General features: G+C 38.5%; 21 protein-coding genes and 1 pseudogene. 5 read left to right on the top strand and 17 right to left on the bottom strand.

Translation table 11 applies throughout. From position 1 onward, the window contains the following. Nucleotides 1-1,256: 1,256 nt before the first annotated feature. The 7 genes from WAA20_RS21025 to WAA20_RS20995 all read right to left on the bottom strand — a co-directional run bounded on the left by WAA20_RS21025 (nt 1,257) and on the right by WAA20_RS20995 (nt 7,657). Nucleotides 1,257-1,835, bottom strand: coding sequence for an ADP-ribosyltransferase (locus WAA20_RS21025; RefSeq protein ID WP_073390254.1), 579 nt, complete (start codon nt 1,833-1,835; stop codon nt 1,257-1,259). A 10-nt stretch (nt 1,836-1,845) separates the two neighbouring features. Then, complete coding sequence (locus WAA20_RS21020; RefSeq protein WP_073390256.1) at nt 1,846-3,549, bottom strand: type IV secretory system conjugative DNA transfer family protein; 1,704 nt, start codon at nt 3,547-3,549, stop codon at nt 1,846-1,848. Next, nucleotides 3,543-3,806, bottom strand: a complete 264-nt coding sequence (locus WAA20_RS21015) for a hypothetical protein (protein ID WP_073390257.1) — start codon at nt 3,804-3,806, stop codon at nt 3,543-3,545. The genes WAA20_RS21020 and WAA20_RS21015 overlap by 7 nt, the downstream gene beginning before the upstream one ends. Further along, a complete protein-coding gene (locus WAA20_RS21010; RefSeq protein WP_073390259.1) occupies nt 3,800-5,089 on the bottom strand; it encodes a plasmid recombination protein in 1,290 nt (429 codons plus the stop codon). The genes WAA20_RS21015 and WAA20_RS21010 overlap by 7 nt, the downstream gene beginning before the upstream one ends. Before the next feature lie 617 nt (nt 5,090-5,706). Continuing rightward, entirely contained in the window at nt 5,707-6,021 is a 315-nt protein-coding gene (locus WAA20_RS21005; RefSeq protein ID WP_073390260.1) for a hypothetical protein, read from the bottom strand. Between the two features lie 327 nt (nt 6,022-6,348). Continuing rightward, nucleotides 6,349-6,894: a hypothetical protein gene (locus WAA20_RS21000; RefSeq protein ID WP_073390262.1), complete on the bottom strand. Its 546-nt coding sequence runs from the start codon at nt 6,892-6,894 to the stop codon at nt 6,349-6,351. A gap of 4 nt (nt 6,895-6,898) precedes the next feature. After that, complete coding sequence (locus WAA20_RS20995) at nt 6,899-7,657, bottom strand: hypothetical protein (protein WP_073390264.1); 759 nt, start codon at nt 7,655-7,657, stop codon at nt 6,899-6,901. A 663-nt stretch (nt 7,658-8,320) separates the two neighbouring features. Between WAA20_RS20995 and WAA20_RS20990 the strand changes: the two genes are divergently transcribed. The 4 genes from WAA20_RS20990 to WAA20_RS20975 all read left to right on the top strand — a co-directional run bounded on the left by WAA20_RS20990 (nt 8,321) and on the right by WAA20_RS20975 (nt 10,354). After that, complete coding sequence (locus tag WAA20_RS20990) at nt 8,321-9,148, top strand: DUF5688 family protein (RefSeq protein WP_073390265.1); 828 nt, start codon at nt 8,321-8,323, stop codon at nt 9,146-9,148. A 67-nt stretch (nt 9,149-9,215) separates the two neighbouring features. Next, complete coding sequence (locus WAA20_RS20985; protein WP_073390267.1) at nt 9,216-9,539, top strand: ArdC-like ssDNA-binding domain-containing protein; 324 nt, start codon at nt 9,216-9,218, stop codon at nt 9,537-9,539. A 294-nt stretch (nt 9,540-9,833) separates the two neighbouring features. Beyond that, nucleotides 9,834-10,091, top strand: a complete 258-nt coding sequence (locus tag WAA20_RS20980; protein ID WP_207649310.1) for a type II toxin-antitoxin system RelB/DinJ family antitoxin — start codon at nt 9,834-9,836, stop codon at nt 10,089-10,091. After that, nucleotides 10,091-10,354 (top strand): Txe/YoeB family addiction module toxin, encoded by a 264-nt coding sequence (locus WAA20_RS20975; RefSeq protein ID WP_073390270.1) that lies wholly within the window; start codon nt 10,091-10,093, stop codon nt 10,352-10,354. The genes WAA20_RS20980 and WAA20_RS20975 overlap by 1 nt, the downstream gene beginning before the upstream one ends. Nucleotides 10,355-10,446: 92 nt before the next feature. On the opposite strand, the gene WAA20_RS20970 is transcribed toward WAA20_RS20975, so the two are convergent. From WAA20_RS20970 to WAA20_RS20960, 3 genes are all read right to left on the bottom strand, one after another. Further along, on the bottom strand, nt 10,447-11,841 hold the full coding sequence (locus WAA20_RS20970; RefSeq protein ID WP_073390272.1) for a hypothetical protein: 1,395 nt from the start codon (nt 11,839-11,841) through the stop codon (nt 10,447-10,449). Between the two features lie 9 nt (nt 11,842-11,850). Further along, entirely contained in the window at nt 11,851-12,288 is a 438-nt protein-coding gene (locus tag WAA20_RS20965) for a hypothetical protein (RefSeq protein ID WP_073390273.1), read from the bottom strand. Between the two features lie 330 nt (nt 12,289-12,618). Continuing rightward, on the bottom strand, nt 12,619-13,800 hold the full coding sequence (locus tag WAA20_RS20960) for an SPFH domain-containing protein (RefSeq protein WP_073390241.1): 1,182 nt from the start codon (nt 13,798-13,800) through the stop codon (nt 12,619-12,621). Between the two features lie 269 nt (nt 13,801-14,069). On the opposite strand from WAA20_RS20960, the gene WAA20_RS20955 reads away from it, so the two are divergent. After that, the gene (locus tag WAA20_RS20955) at nt 14,070-14,786 is read left to right on the top strand and encodes a hypothetical protein (RefSeq protein ID WP_073390242.1); all 717 of its coding nucleotides are present in this window, start codon (nt 14,070-14,072) and stop codon (nt 14,784-14,786) included. 114 nt (nt 14,787-14,900) lie between these two features. Here WAA20_RS20955 and WAA20_RS20950 read toward each other — a convergent pair whose 3' ends face one another. The 7 genes and pseudogenes from WAA20_RS20950 to WAA20_RS20920 form a co-directional block, all read right to left on the bottom strand. Continuing rightward, entirely contained in the window at nt 14,901-15,575 is a 675-nt protein-coding gene (locus WAA20_RS20950; protein WP_338802871.1) for a recombinase family protein, read from the bottom strand. Between the two features lie 191 nt (nt 15,576-15,766). Further along, nucleotides 15,767-16,837, bottom strand: coding sequence for a restriction endonuclease subunit S (locus WAA20_RS20945; protein ID WP_073390245.1), 1,071 nt, complete (start codon nt 16,835-16,837; stop codon nt 15,767-15,769). Continuing rightward, nucleotides 16,830-18,772 (bottom strand): annotated as a pseudogene (locus WAA20_RS20940) (N-6 DNA methylase). Before WAA20_RS20940 ends, WAA20_RS20945 begins: the two are co-directional and overlap by 8 nt. A 15-nt stretch (nt 18,773-18,787) precedes the next feature. After that, nucleotides 18,788-19,027, bottom strand: a complete 240-nt coding sequence (locus WAA20_RS20935; RefSeq protein ID WP_073390248.1) for a DUF5348 domain-containing protein — start codon at nt 19,025-19,027, stop codon at nt 18,788-18,790. Nucleotides 19,028-19,038: 11 nt separating this feature from the next. Further along, nucleotides 19,039-19,257 carry a helix-turn-helix domain-containing protein gene (locus tag WAA20_RS20930; protein ID WP_073390250.1) on the bottom strand — a complete coding sequence of 73 codons (219 nt, stop codon included), beginning with the start codon at nt 19,255-19,257 and terminating at the stop codon, nt 19,039-19,041. A gap of 83 nt (nt 19,258-19,340) precedes the next feature. Beyond that, complete coding sequence (locus WAA20_RS20925; protein ID WP_073390251.1) at nt 19,341-19,688, bottom strand: hypothetical protein; 348 nt, start codon at nt 19,686-19,688, stop codon at nt 19,341-19,343. Between the two features lie 4 nt (nt 19,689-19,692). Continuing rightward, entirely contained in the window at nt 19,693-20,460 is a 768-nt protein-coding gene (locus WAA20_RS20920) for a ParA family protein (RefSeq protein WP_073390253.1), read from the bottom strand. Between the last annotated feature and the right edge of the window lie 39 nt (nt 20,461-20,499).

The raw sequence follows: 20,499 nt of genomic DNA, 5'->3' as shown, positions 1-20,499 counted from the left end.
GTAAATAACTATTTAATAACGTGTTATTAAATAGTTATTTAATAGTATTATACAAGTAAAAAAGTCTTTTTGCAAGATTTTTTTAGTAAAAAGCAAGAAATAATTGCAAAAACCTATTGATTTAAAATGTGGAATATTTTAGAATTGACATTAGATTGATGGCAAAGAAAAAAGTAGCCGTTGGCGCGACTACTTTTTCAATCAATTTAATGAGTGAACCTAACCAGCTCAAACTCACTTTATTTTTTTGTATACTCTATTATAAGGTCGAATTTTCTTGTAGTCAAGCCACTAGATGTAGACTATATAGGAATTGTCGAGTCCAATATAGGCGTTTTGCCCTATAGGTTTAGAGATACGTAAAGTGAGAATCACTCATTTACGTATCTATTTTTTGCCTATAGAGCAACCGCCGAAATAACGGTTGCACCGGCTTCTATGGTAAATAGAAGAGGGCGATCATATTGCGTGCATACTACACGCATAGACGCTACTGGGGGAAGAGCCAGTATAATAAGCTGTAGTCTAATCCAGCTCATTCAGAGAATGGATTCGGCTCTGCATCGACCAAGATCATCCGGTGCAGATAACGTCAGGGGTAAAGTGCCGAACACCTCAATAAGCCTAACCCGCATTTTGCGGTACATTGGTTAAGATAGGTAAAGGTGGGCAAACGCTGGGAGATAATGGTATTGAAAATCCAGATGCTACACAGAATAGCCGAAAGGCTGCGCACGTGGGGCAGCGAGCCGCGTGTAGAAAGTGCAGGAGAACCAGTTCTTGGAAGTCACGACTCCAAGACTTGCTAATCTAGTCAGATGATCGAACCGGATACCCTAACGACCGATATACGGTCTATCTATCCTGAAGGTTGACGCATTTTCCTCGACTCCGCGGGGAAAGTGCGCCTTTCAGGCGCCTGCTACGCAGCACCCACAATCCGTTTTCCCTACTCCCTCAACCGGTCTATCACGGGTATGTTGATTGAGTCAAGGGTTTCTGTTTAAAAAAGAAAACGGATTTTTAATATGAATAAGTGAAAGAGGAGAGGAATCCCACCAACTGGAGCTGACAGACCGTTTTTTGGTCTGTCAGTGGAAGGCGGTAGACAGGGGGATGCCAAGCGGAGCGCGGCGGGGGCTGTAGGCACCCAAGAGGGTAGTACAGTGTATAGATTATTGATAGTTAATTACTATTAAATAACCATTAAAAAACAGGTATATAACCAGTAGAGCGCTGGCTATTACCTGTTTTCTTTATGCTGTTTTAAGCAGCTTACAGTTTATGTATTCCTTGTCGATTGATATTATCTGAAGGTGGGCTCCATGCTGAAGATCCACTTCATAGTACGATTGTTCATTATTGACGTTTCCAAGGTATACGGCCTTTGTTCCGGCTGGTACATAGATTCTAAGGTGTATTTTGGAATGGTTTTCTTTACCTTTGACGAGAGATGTCTGAAGAAAGGATTTTTCTAAAAGGTCAGTTCCGTGGATATCAGAGGCATTGTCTTTCATCATCTGATAAACCGCTTCGCAGACTCCTCTATAAAGTACAAGGTCTCTTGTTGTTTTATGCTGAGATACCATGTCGGATATCTGATGATCTATAGTAATAGGTCGATCCTTTCTGAAGCGTTCATTTATTGTTTCTCCACTATAAGCAAGGCAATATTCCATGCTGTAGTGGTGGACATCAATCATTCGTTCCGGTTCAGGGTTAATGTATCTGTGTGCATATTCTATTGCGGATTCTTCAGTAGGAGCCAGTTGATCCCAGCTAGCTCCTGTTTTTGTAATGATATCCTTTATGCGGTAGAACAGGGTAGTGTGCATAGTAGACTCCTTATTTGAAATAATACTGTTTATCAGCTCTGAGGTACTTGCCCTGGCTATAGATGATAAGCTCGTCTATGCCCTTAGAATCATCTTTCAGATTACCAAAGTCAGCAGGAAATATAATCGGTTCACGGGCTTCCGAGACAGATCGCCCCTGATTTTTATTACCATTGGAACCGTCACTAAGGTTATTTGATATCTTTAATACCTTATGTGTACCTATAAGATCTGAAGCCCATTTGCGGGTTGCAACTTCTTGAATCGAGAGGAAACAGAAGGTTGTAACACAGTCTATAAGACTTGCACAGGCGTTTTCAGAGTGGAACATCTCGGCAATGGAGCTACGGCTCTGAAGGGCACATACGATGCTTATATTACGGCTTCTGAGTGTCATGAAGGCTGTTGCAATGCTTTCATATTTCAGTGTAGAGAGTTGAGCAAATTCATCAAGCATGAAACAGATAGGGCGGAGAGTGCCATCCTTCAGCCGTCCGGCTTTAGGATTGTTTTCGCGGTTAATGAAACCATTTAAGAAGCTCTGAACAATCATTGAGAGAAGAGCCGCATAATTGGCTATTTCTGCCTGATCAAGTTGCACATATACGTCATAACCATCTTCAAGCGTTTGAACCGAGATATATTCATATTGCGGATCATTGCCAAGGAGATAGAAGAGCTTATCACTGGCAAATTTACGGCAGCTCTGTGCAAGAAGAGAGTAGCCGCCAGATAGATTCTTCTCATTCTCGCCCCATTTACTGGCAAGTCTGCGCTGACTTTCTTCTGACCCATCAGCAACGACTTTTTTAACCCAGTCAACTGCGTTTCCTGCGAGAATCTCTTTGATGATATCAGGGAAGCTTATCTTGCATTCGCTTTTATCAATGAGATAGAGTGCTATGCCATTCCAGAAGTCTTCGGCGGTTTCACGGAAGTATCTTCCGTCACCGCCTCCGGTATCAGGAATAATATTAAAGCCTATATTCTCGATGAAGTTGCAGCGCTCATCAATAGAAAGCTTTTCTATTCCGGCAAGAGGGTTGAAATGGCAGCTTTTGCCAGGATTCATGAGAGTGAAGCGTTTAATAGCTCTGTACTTGTGCGTTGCTTTCCATATATCATTCTTCAGATCGATACAGAAGACAGATCCATCGGTCTTTTTATTATGCGGCGAGAGAGGACGGTGCATTCCCCATCGAAGGCAGGAGCAGATGATAGGACCTGCTGTTTTACCGGAAGACGGGAGACCGAATATAAAATAATTTTTTCCGTCTTTACCGGAGTTTACATTGAATAGATGTCCGTTCTTTGCTTTTCCGAGTATCATACCTTCAGCTTGTTTCCAAGGAATATTAGGAAGGGCTTCGGTATCCATTTTATAAGGATCTGCATCTGAAAAATATTCGACAAGTTCAGTATAGGTTCGATTATATTTACCGCTGTCTTTACCATAGCTACGTCCACTGGTTAGATATTTATATCGCTGCGAACGTAGGGTAGCAAACGATATCAGAAACCATGCGACTATTACAATCAGATATGATGTGTAATAGAAGAGCTTATAAAACATGTAACGCTCTGTTATCTGTGTTAAATTGCATAGAAGTAAGAATACGTAAGGCTGTGCAATGTATAGTACAATAGCAGTAATAAAGAGCTGTATCAGTTTGTAGTATTTAACGGCATACCACAGGCCATATTTCTTTACCATAATATTTCCTCCATATGTGCTTTACTGCTCCAGTCTGAAGCAGATCCCCAAGAACTATCTTTGGTGAATGCTTTCTCAATATCTACAGCAGTGTTAAGTGTTGAGTTAATGACTTTCTTCGCAGTTCTTTCAAGATTCTGTATCTCAATCTCTTCCTGAGATTTCTCTTGTCCGGTGGCGGAGGAAGCAATATCTTCCATACCATCAAGAACCTTTTCAGCTGATGTGACAGCTGATTTTATATTCTGTGTTACCATGTCTTATCCTCCGAATAAGTTTTTGTATTATCGCCCCAGCTGGAAGTAGTTCCCCATCCGCTGTTATTGCCCCAGGTCTGATCGCGTTCAAGCTTTTTGTGTTCAAGCTCTTTTTCATGTTGTTTTGCTTCCAGTTCATAGATACGTTCCTTGGACTTTTCGAGTTCCTTTTGAAGATAATCAAGCTGCCGCTGAAGGTCTTTATTTTCTGTAGTTACCGTTTGTATCTGATGATTCTTTTCAGATATTATGTTGTTTGCTTTTTCAATAAGCCGTTGTTTTTCGGCTTCTTTAATACGAAGCTGCTCCTGAAGTTCTGATTTCGTGTTTTCACTTTCTATGTCAGCAGCTTTGCTTTGATTAATAGTTGCTTCTTTAGCCTTTACTTCTGACCGAAGATTTTCGATTTCTGTGTCACGGTCTTTTACATGATTTTTAAGCGATTCTATCCGGTGGTCTTTTTCTGATGATGCAGTCTTAAGAGAAGATACTTCATGTTCTTTTTCTCTTAATCGCTCTTTCAGTGCTTTATCATATACTTTCAGGTCATGATTAGTTTTAAGAATCACTGCAAGTTCATCTACAGTTACAGATTTTTCAAACTTGATTCCGGTCTTTGCAGTGATCTCTTTCAGCTGCTTTACGGATAGACCGATGGTCTTTCCGTCACCTTCTTTTTTGCGATAGACGGTAGCCTTTATTCCGGCGTCATCCAAAGCTTTTTGAAGTGCTGGATGAAACTCCTTCAGGCGGGCTCTTTTTGTTAACTGATCAGCACATAATTTGTATTGGTATCCATCGTGTTTTGTATCCGGCACTGCAGGTACATACATGACATGGAGATGATCTTTTGAAAGAGGGTTCCCATACTCATCAAGAATGATCTTTCCTTCGTGATCTTTGACTCTTTCATCTACGTGTACTTCAGCTACAAAAACACACCTTTCACCCATCGGTAATGTAGAACAGATATGTTCATATGTAACATTAAAAAAAGCATCTTTTTGCTCAGGAGGACAGTCAGCTGGACACTGTACAACAACCTCAACTGCGTGAACCAAATTTTTCCGTTTATATTGGTGAATTTCTTTTTCTAATTCTTTGCGGTATTTATTTGCTTCTTCTGCGGTCTGACATCGTCCTTTAAGTAAGCTGTAATTGTTACCTGAAAGAGATCTATTTATTGATTCATTTCCATAGTCTTTTCCGTCTGGTATTTCCCTTAAATCATGCTTGATATGATAGGCTACTTCAGAAGCTGAAAATTTCGTTATTTCTGCCATAGTTTTTCCTCCGAAGTAGATAGGTCATCACTACAATATTTATGCTGCTGTGTTCAGCTGTGGCAAAGGTCGTTTTATATTCGCTGCGCTCATATCAAACTTCCAATGCCTGGCTGAACGATTCCTTCAAAGGTCGCTTTCAGCTGTTCGCTTTGTTCACCGCTTCCAGCTCCCAATGAAGGAATGCAGCATAAATATTTCCGTTTTGCCCTATACAAATTAGGGGAAGCAAGTTCCCCCTGCGTCGCTTTGCTCCTTGCCCTACGGGTAATTTGGTTTCATTGGAAGACACCCTTCGGGTTTCTTCCAGCGCAACACGCTAACTATCTTCCGTGGCTCCTGCGGTCATTTCATGAACGCCATCGGTGCTAACGTTTCTGTCCAGCAATGCTGTCCATAAACTTGCACCTCAGTCGTTCATTACATTCCCTACGGAGCCAAAGGGAGTTGCACTCCCTTCGAGAAAAGAGCTGTAAAATTATTCGCCCCTTGGGCTCATAACTTTACAGCCCTTTCCTCTACCCTGGCTGCATTTCGGCGGTATCGAACCGCCTACAATGCAAAGGGGCTTGCTGCCCCTTTCAAAAGCAATTTTCACTGTCGTGAAAATATGCTTTTTATCCCTGCCTTGCAGCCGATTCTTTGTCGTTTTCCAGCTTGTTTCTATAGAAATTTCTGCTGTTTTCGGTGCACATAATCGAGATAAAATTCGCAATATCTTTGTCTGTTTTCAGACCGAAAAAGCTGCGCATTTTCGTCTCAAAATTTGAGCAAGGTTCTTCGCTGTTATTCAGCATTTTCTTGATAGTTTTCGCATTGCAGCCGAAGTTGATTTCACAGGCTTTTGAGAAGAGTTTATCGTACTCAGATACCTTCTCATTGGATGCCTGTAATTCTTCAATCTGCTCAGCAAAGGATTTTGTCTTTGACATAAAATTTCCTCCTGATGTTATGAAGTATCGGGGGCATTTCTGCCCCCGTAGTTACTGACCGCAGGTTAGTCTCATAGAGATACGGTCTATACCCATTTTCGCCGCCGCCAAACGGCTGAAAATGGGTGCAAAATACCCTTGGGGGTAATGTTGCCGAGAGTGATATTTTGTTTTTCAGGATTGGGAAATTTTAAATAAGATAGATACTTAGATATGCTCTATGATATAATACGATTTGCGAGAAGGTATTAACAGAGCAATCTGTTAGTATCATTGGCTGTAGATGTTAACGCATCTATGGCCTTTTTCTTATTTAATTTTTCCATATTAAACCTCAGCTTCTTCTTCCGATTCTGCTGTTACAGCTTCAGGCTTTTTCATAAAATGATCTTCACTGATATACATTACTCTGTTGCCTTCAAGATACTTCTTCATTTCATCGTAAGTTACGTCATAACAAAAGAATGAAAGGTTCTCGGTTAGATGCTCATCGTCATAATATACTCTGTATGCATCCTTCAATTCTGTCTCAAAAAGTTCCATTATATTGGAGTTTTTGAAGAGCTGCACTTCTGTGATCTTCATTATCATTTTCTTATCTGAGCCTATAACTCCAACGTACTTGATAAGAAGATCTTCTTCTTTCCTGAACATTGCGAAGCCGTCAAGACAATTCCCTTGCATATTGAGCATTGCGGTGTAATTGTACTTGTCCATGATGCTTGTCCAAGTCCAGATCGGTGTACCTTCAGATAACATCTGTACGATATCCGCCGGATTCATCTTGTCAGCGGGTACTTCTGGAAGGTTTAAAGGCTTCCTTTCTGTCTTAGGAGCAGGCTTCTTTTTAAAAATAGAAAACACATCAAACATAGCCTTATTCTCCTTTCTTTGCTGTGTGTACTACCATTGCCCCGAAAGGCGGTTCATAGTTTGCCGGATAATCAGACTCGTCTTTTACATAAAGCTCAAAATGTCCGAGGTTTGGTGCTGCCATCCATTCATCTGCATTGAGCTGGTGACCAGGGTTCTTAGGGTCATCAATAGGCTCTACTTGCTGTCTCAGAATTTCCGTGAATTTAGGCCACTTATTACAGCATCTTTTGTTAATGGAATCGCGAAATTTCTTATCATATTCGTTGCTTCTGCGATTTGTATAAAACAGAAAGTGCGGAACATTGAAGTCTTTTCTTCTGCATTCGATAACGCCAGCGTATGAGCAGTCTTTTGCATCTTCAGGATTGGCAACTATCCAGTTGTCCGGCACAAGAACATATCCGTCTTTGATATCGTAACGTACCATATCCGGCTTGCTGAAAAGTTCATCAAGGTTGATGCGCTGTCCACCGTTAAGGTACGTAGCCATATCAGTGTAATACTGTGTCTTACGCATGATATCGTTCAGTTCAAACGGTGAAGCTGTATCCATCTGCTTATGCAATGATTTTAGCTGCCTTTTGTAAAAGTTAAGAGTCTCTTCTTTTACTTCAGTTGGTGCATCACAGAAAGTCCCGATAATGTTGTTGACGATTGTTCCGAACGGATTATGCAGTATACTTTTGTAACGTTCGAGAATATTCTTGTTATCATCGGTCAAATCGATAGTCAATCGATTTGAAGAGATAGTCTTCTTCATGGGCTCGTCCTCCTTTCCAATTCTTATTATATCAGGCAAATCATAAAAATCAAGTTCTAAATCATATTTTTTATGAAAACGCTCCTTTTATTTTATGCAATCCGTTATTTATAAGGCTTTTGGGCTACCATGCCGGCTGCCAGCTCAGCTGGTCGGCGCCCGAACTCCCGCCCACTGCCGCTGCATCATCTGAAGCTGATGCAAAAGACGCGGCGAACAAGGATGATCAGAATCACCCTCTGCCAATCGTCTCCCTCAAGGGAGACCCTTTTTTCTCCAGCCGCAGTTTCATATTTCCCTTTTCTTATTATTTGCTCCGTTCCTGGCTCATCGGTTTGCTAAGGGGCACTTTAACTGCCTCCCTTCTGAATGCAAGGGTCGCTCCTTAATTCTCCCTCGCTGCGCTCAGTCCGATTACCGCTCTTTTCCCTTGCATTCATTCATTCCGCCAGTTAGATACAGTGCCACGCAAACCCGATAGATGAGCAAGGAACTCAGGAAAGCAAATAAAAACAAAGAAAGGAGAAAAATTCAATGAAACTACAGCTTCCGAAAAAGAAACGCTCCCCTCCAGAAAAAGCTTCAGAATCTTGGAAAGCAAATTTGGGCTTTGGCGAGCCTTAAAAAATCAATCAATCAGTTTAATGAAAAGGAGAATTTACCATGATGACAAGAGAAATGATAATCAGCGAACTCACAAACAGAGGCTACAACGCAACAGCACAGGACAGCACAAAGAACGGAGTAGTTCTTGAAGGAATCATTATCAGAACAGAAGGTTCTGCAATCGCACCCGTGATTTATACGGAACAGCTTATTTCAAGAGCAGAGGAAGAAGGCAAGAGCCTTGATGATGTGGTTTCACGTATCATTGATACATACGAAGCACACAAGGACACTACTTTTAATATTGCCGAGCTTACAGACAGAGATTTTGTTTTATCTCATATCCGCATCGGTTTACAGAAGGCATCAAACGAAGACCTTATAAAAGGAGCTTCCGAGCTTGAAGGAATTGAAAGCTATCTGTATATCGGTGGAGAGATGGGCGAAGATGGTTATTCTATCAAGGTTTCCGCTTCATATCTTGAAAATGCTTCCGTATCAGAATCTGAAGCATGGGAGCAGGCAAGAAAAAACACCTTTGCAGATACACAGATTGAATCTATGGCAAAGGTAATGTCTGAATTGATGGGCGTTCCGTATGATGAGGAAATGGAATCTGAAATGCCTATGTACATTATTACAAATAGGAAGAAGATGAAGGGAGCATCTGCAATCTGTGATAGAAAGCACCTTGCAGAGTTTACGGAACAGCACCACACAAAAAAGCTTCTTGTGCTTCCGTCATCTGTGCATGAAATGATAATCATTCCGTATACAGATGATATGGACATTGAAATGTTTTCCGATATGGTTTCACAGGTCAATGCTTCCGAAGTAGCACCCGAAGAGAGATTGACAGACAGAGCCTATGTATTAGAGTTTTAAGGCTTTACAGATAAATAGCAGATGTGGGGAGCCGTAAAAACTCCCCACAGGAAAGGAGCAAAGTTACATGACAAACGAGCAGATTATTTTTAATAACAGAATAGACTTGATGGAAAAGGGCATTTTAAAAGGAACAGGGCACACCATAACCGTAGAAAATGAGGACGGTGAGAAAATACAACTTGAAGAGCCGGAACAGATACACACATACGCCGGATGGAAAGGATTAAACAGACAAGTAAAGCGGGGCGAAAAGTCGATTGCTACCTTTATGATATGGAAGCATACAACAAAGAAGCCGAAGGACAAGGACGAAGAGCCGCAAGAATCAATGTTTCAGACTAAAGCGTTTTGGTTTACCGAAGCCCAGACTGAAGCAATCGCGCAATAAAATTTTTGAGGGAGCTGCCAGCTGTAGCTTCCTCAAAGGCTGGGGAGAGCCGAGCCTGACCATCTCCCCAGACCCCTGTCCCCATTGCTGAATCTACGTTTTCGCTATCCCTTCAGATATCCGCAGGTTCCAGGACCAAGGGAACCCCCGAGCTGCCCCCGGCTGCAAGCAGCCGCGCCCGTTTCCCTTGGAACCCTTCCCCAGCTTTATCACATCAAATCATAGAATATATTACAATGTATTGCTATAGTCACACATTTGCGATATTATAAAAAGAGAAAGGAGATGATCTCTATGGCACAATCAACTTTAAGTGTAAGAGTAGACAGTGAAGATAAAAAAACATTTGAAGCATTCTGCGATCAGGTTGGAATGAATGCATCTGTTGCGGTAAATATGTTTGTAAAGACGGTTATAAGAGAGCAAAGACTTCCTTTTGAGGTAAAGGCAGATCCATTTTATAGTGCTGCCAATATGGAACGCCTTGAAAGATCAGTACAGCAGCTGCACGAAGGTAAGGGTACTGAACATGAGCTCATAGAGGTAGACTGATGAGAAAAATATGGTCTGATGAAGCCTGGGATGATTACTGTTATTGGCAGAACCAAGATAAGAAAACGCTCAAAAAAATCAACCGTCTTTTAGATGATATCGATCGTAATGGTATTCATTGTACTGGCAAGCCTGAACCATTATCTGGAAATTTGGCCGGATTTTGGAGCGTCAGAATCGATGAAAAGAATAGGATTGTATTTCGGATTCATGATGATGCTGTCGAAATAGCTCAATGTGGATCACATTACAGAGATAAGTAAAGAAAGAAGCGCCGGAGGGCACTTCTTTCTTTACTGTTTGGAACTGAACACATCAACTATTGTGTTCAGCTGTTTTAAAGTGTTAATCTTGTCTAATAATCTGGGTTGTTTATTGCATTTTGTATCTGTGTTATTTTATTATTGATTTCAGTTATTTTATCTTCGTAAAGATTTTTTTGACTTTGTAATTCGGTCATTTTCATTTGTATATCTTCTTCAATGCCTTGCGCATCAACTAATTGATTATGAAGTTCAGCTTGACTCTTTATAAGCACATCATATTCTTCCTGTAGTGCTTTTTTCTGTTTTCCCCTAAAAATACCAAGTGATGAAATTTCCGCAGAAATAGAATCTAATTGCTCTAAAACGCCTTGATGTTGCTGTTGAATTGCCGAGAGGTTATTTTCTCTGCTCTTACTTTGCAGTTCAGTTATTTGATTAACAATTTCGCTCAGTTTGATATTCTGGGAATCAAATTCATTTTGAAGTGTAGTGAGTTTTTCATCGTAATCCGCTTTTTCTTCTGGGTGAGCCCCCCAATATTCATCTCTTTTTCTTTTCTCTATTTCTGCTAATCTTTGTTGTTTTACTTCTTCTTCATGCTTTTGCCAATAATTCAACATTTTGTCATATCTGTTTTTATCGAATTCTTGTGGTGGATCCCAAGCATCAATTTGCGAATACTTATTTCTTGCATATTCTGGGTCTGTCTCACGTATTTCTGCAAGATAAAAATTATATTTTGAAACATACTCTTTTTTTTCACTTGCAAGTAATCCAACAACAACATGATCCTTATAATTTATGCCATAACATATACAGTTTTGGCACATACATCGTAATAGAGCACATATTGTTTTTTTGATGTCTATAATGGAATCTTTAAAATCCTCAGTATTGTCAAGAGAATCAAGTAAATCTAATATTTCTTCAAGGGTTTTAATGCAAATTTTCGGTGTTGTTTCATGAACTTCCTTCCATTTGTCTATAAAATAATCGACGGTATACCCCGTAGTATCTAAATAGTAACCTGCAGCTCTTTCGCCAATCCGACACCCATTAGTAACCACATATTTGATGGCGGATGTTTTGTCATCAGGATTCATATCTGATTGAATAATTAAATCATAAGTGTTTTTAACTGTGTTATAAAAATCTAAATATCGCGGATTTGGTACATCTTCTTTATAAAAGGATACGGCCATTCGAGATAATGTAGCTTTCCAATTTTGCGGGTCTGTTTCGAGAACTTTTGTATAGTAATCATAAGCCTCTTGAAAATTGTTGGATTCAAATGCTTTATCTGCCAACGCTATCCAGTTATTGATCATATTTGAATTATCAATACTAACTGTGCCGCGAATTTCCATTGCCTTTTCTTTTACTCTTTCTGGGCTGTATTCCGTTCCACAGCTTTCGCACGTAGCAATCCCTCCTGCGCCGATAACAAGCTTTCCACCACAAATATCACATACTAGTGCACCCATGTTAAATCCTCACTTCCTTATAAGACATTTTTTATTTCTTGCTTCGATGAGCTGCTTAATCTGCGAAATATCCGTCAATGTTTTTTCTTTATCAAAAATAACCAGAGATCCGATTTTTTCACTTATCTGACTTTCAAGCTCCACCAAAGAACTATCGCTCATGGGATCGCTGTATCTAATAACTTTTGATAGCTCGCGTAATGCGTCTTTTACTTCGCTGTCAGTAGCTTCTGATATAAGAATATCAACGTCGGTCTGAGCTTCTTTTATCCATAAAATCTTATCCTGGACTTTTTTATCTACTGATTCGATATACTCTTTTGAACCGTCGGCCACAATCAAAAAAATCAGTGAGATTCCTAAGATGAATGTATTAACTAAAATGGCTGCCCATACAGGAATATTTGTCAGCGCAAATTTAAAAATAAGGAATGAAACAAATTGCACTATGAAGTAGCATGAAGTGTATTAACTAAAATGGCTGCCCATACAGGAATATTTGTCAGCGCAAATTTAAAAATAAGGAATGAAACAAATTGCACTATGAAGTAGCATGAAGATACATAAAATATCGGGATTGAAAGAAATTTGCTCTTTAACTGTTTCCCTGAACCAAGTGTTTTATTCCAGATAAATAGAAATATTCCAAATGAAAAAACTGTAAATACATATGAAATCCAGAAGACTGTAGTTTTATCTCCTGGTATCACGAATGCTATCAGGTTGAATAAAACAAATATTACCGCCGTTATTAAATAATTGCGCTTATTCTGCATATTATTCTCCTCTCTTTACGCCACATTTTGGACAGAACTTACCTGGTCTTATAAATGTAAAACCGCAGTTTGGGCATACGTTAGCATTTACTGTGTTGATAGCAGATCCGCAGTTATCACAAAATATCGCTCCGGGAGTGAGTTCCGAACCGCATACATCGCAGAATTTTGGAGTTTCTGCAGATGCAGGAATATTATCATTCATGGCTGATACAGACTGATTGAATACATTCCCTACGGTATTACCGATAGCTCCGCCGACACCGGCTATCATTCCAAGACCTATTCCCGCACTGCTGAAATTTCCGCTTCCTTCGTTCTGTGCGACTTTCTCAGCAACATCGAAACCTCTCTCCTGTTGGTATGTATAGCCTTCTGTAGCACGCTTTTGAGCAATTCCCTGAGACTCTATAACCATCTGCTGAGCCTTTGTCTGCTGTTCAATAATGCCGACCTTTTGCTGCAGCTGTGCTTCTGCAATGTCTGCGTACTGCCTGAAATGAAGATCCTTGAATTTTTCATATTGTGGATCGCCATCAGGTTTAACAATTGCAGTTACAAAGAAGCGATTCAGGGATACTCCATAATCAGCAAAATCTTTTTCGAGTCGTTGCTTTAGCTCTGCCGAGAAATCTTCAAGTTTTTCATCTATTTCGAAGATGTTTATTGCATTTGCCTTTATTGTCTGGGCAATATAGGTCTTTACTTTTGTCATCAGAAAAGCTCTGAAATATCTGGTAATAGTTGTCTGATCAAGTACTCGTTCCGTTCCGACCAGGTTAACAACTAACAACCTTGAATCTGCAACAGAAAGGGTCATCTCTCCATTAGCGCCTATAGATATAGGAAAATGATAAGTTGGCTCAACATACTGTACTTTACTGTCTGTTCCCCACTTAATAGCCATCTGTTCCGTCTTATTTATAAAATAGACTTCACAATGGAACGGTGTTTCGCCACCAGTTGGAATATTTGCAATTTTGCTTAACAGAGGAATATTTTGCGTTTCAAGTGTGTGCCTGCCGGGACCAAACAAATCCAAAGCTTGTCCATTTAAAAAAAACAGAGCTTCCTGCGATTCATGAACGATCAGTTGACTTCCTGTATTAAAATCTTCACATGGATGCTTCCATACAAATGTAGTATTATCACCTTCATATTTGATTATTTGTTCGAGTGCCAATTTGTTTTCCTCTCTTTCTATTTGTGAAGCAATACAATTCAAAAAATTAAGCGTATTAATTTTTATTCTTCTTAAATGATATCATAATAGTTCAATATTTTGTGCAGTGCCATAACTAATTGTGATAATGAAGAACCGGGTTGCAAAACCATGTTATTATATATAATTCAACTTTATCATTTATTGATATTGATTCATACCCGATACACGTGAAATATTGTTTATATATAGAATAATGTCGATTATTTGTCTGGAAAAATGTAAACTCAATGGAACAAAGTGAATTAACAGCTTCTTTGGATTCAAAAATAAGAAAATTTCAAATGTACCATCCCAATTTAAGAAAAATTGGGACTGCAGCTTATTTATCTAATTATACTGTTTCAACATACAGCTATGATTTATATATGGAATCATTACGGTCTGCAGGATTTAAATTAAGCAAAGATGGTTACTATGTTTACGAATATAATACTGTATTATGTATTATCAGACTATTAAATGAAATTGCCCGCCAAAACCCATTTTACAATGGCTGTAAAATAATCACGCCATTTAAATTTCATACAGAAGATGAAATTCAATTTTTTAATTTTGCTTATATGCTACCTATGATTGCCAACGCATCCCCATCCGACCTTAATAGTAGTAATATGATACATGGTCATTCTTTATATCAAGATTCACGTGATTCCAGGTATATTGAGGCAATTAGCCGAGTTTTATCAGTTACGCCGGGGGTTCCTTTCGACATTGTTGCATATCGATATGGAGAAATGAGTAATGCCAGAAGACCATTTTTGCCAGCGTCCTTATTGAAAGAAAGTAATCGTCAGTTTAAGTCCAATTTTTTACAGTTTCAGCATAAAATTATCATTAAGCAAGGCGCAGTTATTCTGCCTACCTTCTTTAATGATGTAGAAAGTTCCATATCTATACAATCACAACGTTTGAGTAAAAAACTGGGATATTATTGCCAATATTAACGTTATCTTCTGTAGACTGTTGTGGCTTCCGATAGAACTTCTAATTGGTGATCAAAGAGTTCTGTTATTATATGGTCTCTTTTGATTTTTTTCTTATAATAGTAATCGAGCTGATCACAAATGCTTTTTGTTATCGGTATCCACAAAGTTAATGTATTTTTTTAATGTATTCCGGCTTATATTGTGCTTTTTCATAAGTTCTACTTGCGTTATGCTTCTATTTCCTAAATATAGGTTAATATCGGCTTTGAGTTCATCTGTAAATTTATCCATACTTCCTTCCTTTCTTCCGCTCTTTTTGGAGCTGGCTTTAATTCCGTCTGTGATGGCTTGTGAAATATATCTTCTCTGCTGCTCTGCCCTATCTAGTTCGACAATAAGGAGTAGCTTTATTATCCCTTCCATAGCTGTTTTGGTGACAATATCCTGATTTTCTGCTGTTGTCATCATCTGCCGGATATAGTCGGAGCTGACTGTAGGATTATCAATAAAAACAATGTTTATGCCTCTATCTAGCCATTCCATATATTTTTTGTATCCGTTTTCCGCTTCACGCGTAAAACGAGATAAGTCCTTGAAAACTACGGTATCGCCTGATTGTAAAAGTGTATCAAGCTTCTTGAATTGAGGACGTTCAGAAAAATTCCTGGCAGATTTTTCTTCTGTAAAATCAATGAGGTATTCAATATCATGGTCTGAAGCGTATTTTTCAAGAGCTTTTATCTGCCTATTAAAATTTTGGTGTTCCTGATCTGTTGAAATACGTTTATAGCTGTAATAATTTNCCATAAGTAATCTCCGGCATTTTCTACGATTAAATAAATGGTTTTTTAATAGTAAATAAATAGTTTAATACCATTATTTTACTATTAAAAAACGGTCAATAAAACTATAGTTATTCTGATAATAGAATAATAGTGTCAAAATAACTATAAATCAAGTTATCTTGACACTATTAAGAAAAACATTCTGCAAAAATGTTATTTTGACAGAAATTGTAAGTATGTATTATATTTTTCTATGATTATATTTTTTATATATTGATCCATGTATTTATAATCAGGCTTGCCAGCAGAAGTCACGGGAAGCATTATTTGCAATTTTTTTAGTCTTCCTGTGCCGAGTTTTCTACTGTAGCTAAAATTTTTGCGTTGCTTCTCTATTTCAGTAGATATGAAATAAGGGGCATATTTGTAATGAGAATCAAAAAGCTTTATTCTTCGGCAATCCCCTCCAAATAATGCAGTATATTTGTGATAATATGACTTACCAACACCTGCCCCGTTTCGATTTACAGATAATACATTAGAATCAATGGTTTCATTTTGGTTACTTATAAAATAACCAATACCGTTATTTGAAGAGCCTGAAGTGATATAAGGCATGTTTCCATCTACTCTTTCCGCATCATAAATATCATGTCCTTTTAAAACTGAACCAATGCGAGAAATTGTGATCGGTTTCCAATCTAATTCACTTAAAGGTGATAGCTTTTGGGCTTTTCCTAATTCTTTTAAGTGCTTTTTTATAAACGCAACATAGTTGGAAGACTGAATGGTTCTTAAACGAGATATATAATTCTCCATGAAGACATAATCAGGTTGACCTGATTTATTGATTGGAAGCATGATTTTTGTTCTATATAATCTGCCAAGTGTGGCACCATTACCGCCCCAATTAAATTTTTTCATCTGAATTTTCAACATCGAACAGATAAATAAGGCAATATCTTTGTTTAATCGGTCAGATGATAATACTTGTATATTTTGTCCAGTATAAAAGCTATGTGGCTGATAAAAAACAGTTTGAGTATCAAGCCCTATGGTAATAGTATTTCCATTATCTAATGCATATTTCGGAAGCTGTTGGGATGGTACAAACATATTTATTCCATTTGAGAGTTCGGATCTCGTTATATATGGAGTAAAATCTTCCCCATCAAATAATAGCTTGTTTTTATCAATGCCACTTTTTGTGGCCTCAATGGTAAATATACCATCATCGCCAGATATGAAAAATTCTTTCCAATCAATGGATTCTGTATTATTCATCACCTTCACCGCCAAACAAATAATCACGTCCCTGCATAATCATTGAAAATTCAAAGGTTAAATAATCGCCAATAGTTTTCTCAAAATCACTATCTGTAGGTATTTCATCATTGAAATAATAAAAGCTATGTAGCCATTCATCTGTAGCTTCTACCGTAGATTTTACACAAAAAGATGTTTTGGACTCGATTTTATTAAACCATACGTCAAGTAAATGCTGCTTCTTATCTTTTGCTGACTCTGTCTGAATTAGTCCAACATGAGGTGATACTTTCCAACCATCGTCTTCAAAATTTATGAACTTGCATATTTTATCCTTAGGATGAGGTTCACCAGCAGTAAAAATTGCGATACAAGGTAAAACGCCTACGCCATAGAATGTGTCCTTGTTTAACGTTATAACGCCTTCTAAAGTGTGGTGCTTTAGGATGTTTGTTTTTACTGCTTGCTCTTCTTTGGATTTTCCAGTCATGGATGACTGTGGAACAATAACGGCGCAACGTGCCCCTTCCACAAGGGAATCTAATAAATGTTCTGTAAAACATATTTCATATAAATTTGGATTTTTTTGGATCCTTGTGAGTAAGGTGGATTCATCATGCCTACAGTAGCACCTTTTAGTTGGAGCTTATCTGTATCTTGAGCAAGAAAGTCTGCATTGATAAGGTTGCTTTTACCATCACCACGAAGAATCATATTTGTTGTGGCGATTGTAAACATATAAGGCTGCAACTCAAAACCATGAAGCTGGTTCTTACGGATATTCTTTATATCAGGATCATTCTGCACATCTGCTTTTGTCTTTAGACCTTTTGAATCAATAATCTGATTGAACATGTTGTGCATTGCAGCAATAAGGAATCCAGCAGTTCCGCAGCATGGATCAAGGACTATATCAGTAGGCTTAATGTCTACAAGTTCGCAAAACAGCTCTGTAATATGCTTTGGTGTAAGGACTATACCGAGTGTTTGCCCATCTCCGCCGCTATAGCTCATAAATTCACCGTAAAAGCGTCCGAGATAGTCTTCGGCAGAACGAGTATATTTGATACATTTATATATGCGTTCGTACAGAAATTCGGTGTAATACTTTAAAGGAGTCTTTCCTAGAGTAGCATTTACCTGATTCAGTATAGTTGTGTCTTTTATAATAGAAAATTGGCTAAGAATCTTATCACGCTTTACATCAGGAGCGACCTTGGCTCTTTTGAGGTTTGATTCTATAGCATCATATATCTTCTGACCATCTGTTTTCTGCTGATCTCCGTTAAGACTGTCTATATTAAAGTTCTTATGTTCTACTTCATTTAATGCCAGTAATATACCAGACACAACAAGGGGCTTATCTATGTCTTTTAGATTTCCATAATTACGGAGATCTTCATGCAGTTCAGCCGCATCTTTTAATATTTCAGCAGTTTCTTTTTCTACGTCTGTCTGTTCTTGAAGAATTTCCTTCGTATAGTATTCGTCTATATTCTTTTCATTGAAAGATATAAAAGATTCTACGTCAGGCAGCTCGCGATAATATTCCGTTTCATCTACATATATTGGGCTTATTCTATGCCTTTTTTCATTACCGGAGACACCAAAAGCCAATACTTTTCTATACGATGTATTTTTTATAAGATGCTGCGCATAGAATAGAGCTCCGTTCATTGCATAATCTCTTACTGCTGGTATTTCCAGATCAATTACAGTACCATTCATTTTGACGTGATTGTTCATGTCAGCTTTATCTTCGATAACTATAAGATAATCCCTGACTATTCCAATATATTCAGGATATCCTGCATTTCCTGTTCCACTTTTTGAAGCTGTTTTAAGAGCGTCATTAAGCTCTTTAACTGAACTTCCCTGAGGTTCAAGTTCTATTCCGGCATCCTTTAAAAGATCTCTGACCCATAAATCTGTTTTTACTTCTTTTTTTGCCATTGTCTTCTCCGATGATTACTTTTCTACTCTTATTTTTAATCCTTCAAGAGCTTCGCCTTGTAGCTTAGTATCTACAAGATAATATTCCTGCTCTGGCCACGCCATTTCAATGCGAGTTGAGATCCATTCCTGCTTATCATAGTCGTAATATTCCAAAGGATCACCGCAATGAAAACCGTCAATTTCCCACAGGTCAGAAACGAGCAAGCCATATCGCTTGTTTTCGGCGTTATAACCCATACGTCCTTCTATCATCTTATTTTTCCTCAGAATCTTTCATCTGTGTCTTTTAATTTGAATCCAATCTCTAACTCACAATTCAATTTTTCGGCTATCTTACGTAGCTGGGTTTCGTTCCAGGCATTCTTTTTAAAATTAGCGTATACTGCTTGTGTTGAGCATCCAAGGGCATCAGCAATATCCTTGCCGTTCATATCTCTTTTTACCATTACTAGTTTTATAGTCTCGCTCATTTTATTTTCCATATTATCGAATCCTCACTATTCTTTAATGGTTAAATACATGTTATTTAATAGTAAAATACTATTAAATAACTATGATTAAACTCTTATTTATTGTTCTCGATATACTCATATGCAGCTTTTTCCATGAACTTTGCAAAGGAAATTTTCTCTTCTCTTGCTTTTTCAAGGAACGTCTGATAGGTGTCCTCTTCAAGCGTAAGAGTGTATTGCTTTCTACATGCAAGTCCTCTGTCTGCATTTTTGGGTCTACCGCCAGGATTCTTTTTCTTTACTGGCTCTTCTTTAGAAATGTTCTCTTCTTCAGGAACTTTTTTTGCAGACTCCTTTTTGACAGGAGTTTTCGCTGCGGGCTTTTGCGCCTTTGCAGCGAAAAGCGATTCTGCTTCGGTCGCTGCGCTCTCTCGCATCAGCTCTTTAAACTTATTAGCCATGTCATCAGCCCCCTATCCTATCAAGTAATTCATCAATGAATGCTTCATAGTCCTGAGTAACAGGAGCTTTAGGTGCATACTCAAACAGATCCATTTTCACGAGCTGTGATTCTTGTACTACAGTTGCCTGTCTGATTCTGCTTTTGAATATCGATGTATTCAAAAGAGAAGCGGCTGCATTTACATTGTCTTCAAGTATCTTTGCGACGTTTGTTCTATCGGTATACCTTGTGAGGAGTATTCCAGCAACAGGAATATCTTTCCCGCCATCGTCTGCAACATCATCTACGGTCTGCTTCAGAAGCTTTATCGCTTTCAGCGAAAAGCTGTCAGCAGCCATTGGCGTAACTATATAATCGCTTACCATAAACGCATTAAGGGAAAGGAAACCAAGATTAGGCGGTGTATCGATGATGATAAAATCATAGCTTGTTTCCATTGCCTTCAATGCTTTCTGTAACATTTTAAGAGCACCGACTTTACCTAAAAACTCCATATCGGCAGAGCATAGGCTGAAGTCTCCAACAACAATATCAAGTCCGGGCTTGATACTTTGTTTTACATTTTCAATGGAATCTTCGCCAGAATAGACGGTATATAAAGTCTTTGCTCCTTCCTCTGGTTCAGAAAGAAAGCACATTGTCAGGTTGGTCTGCGGATCTGAATCAATCATAAGTACAGACTTTCCTCTTTTGTTAAGTCCGGCGGCAAGGGTTGCAGCTGTCGTTGTCTTCGCAACGCCGCCCTTGATATTGGAAATTGATAGTATCACCTTCAGATCTCCCTTCTATTTTCTAATAGTTAATAACAT

Source organism: Butyrivibrio fibrisolvens (assembly GCF_037113525.1).
In the GTDB taxonomy this organism is placed as follows: domain Bacteria; phylum Bacillota; class Clostridia; order Lachnospirales; family Lachnospiraceae; genus Butyrivibrio; species Butyrivibrio fibrisolvens.
The sequence above is the reverse complement of the archived record's forward strand: the minus strand, read 5'-3'. Positions and strand labels throughout refer to the sequence as shown.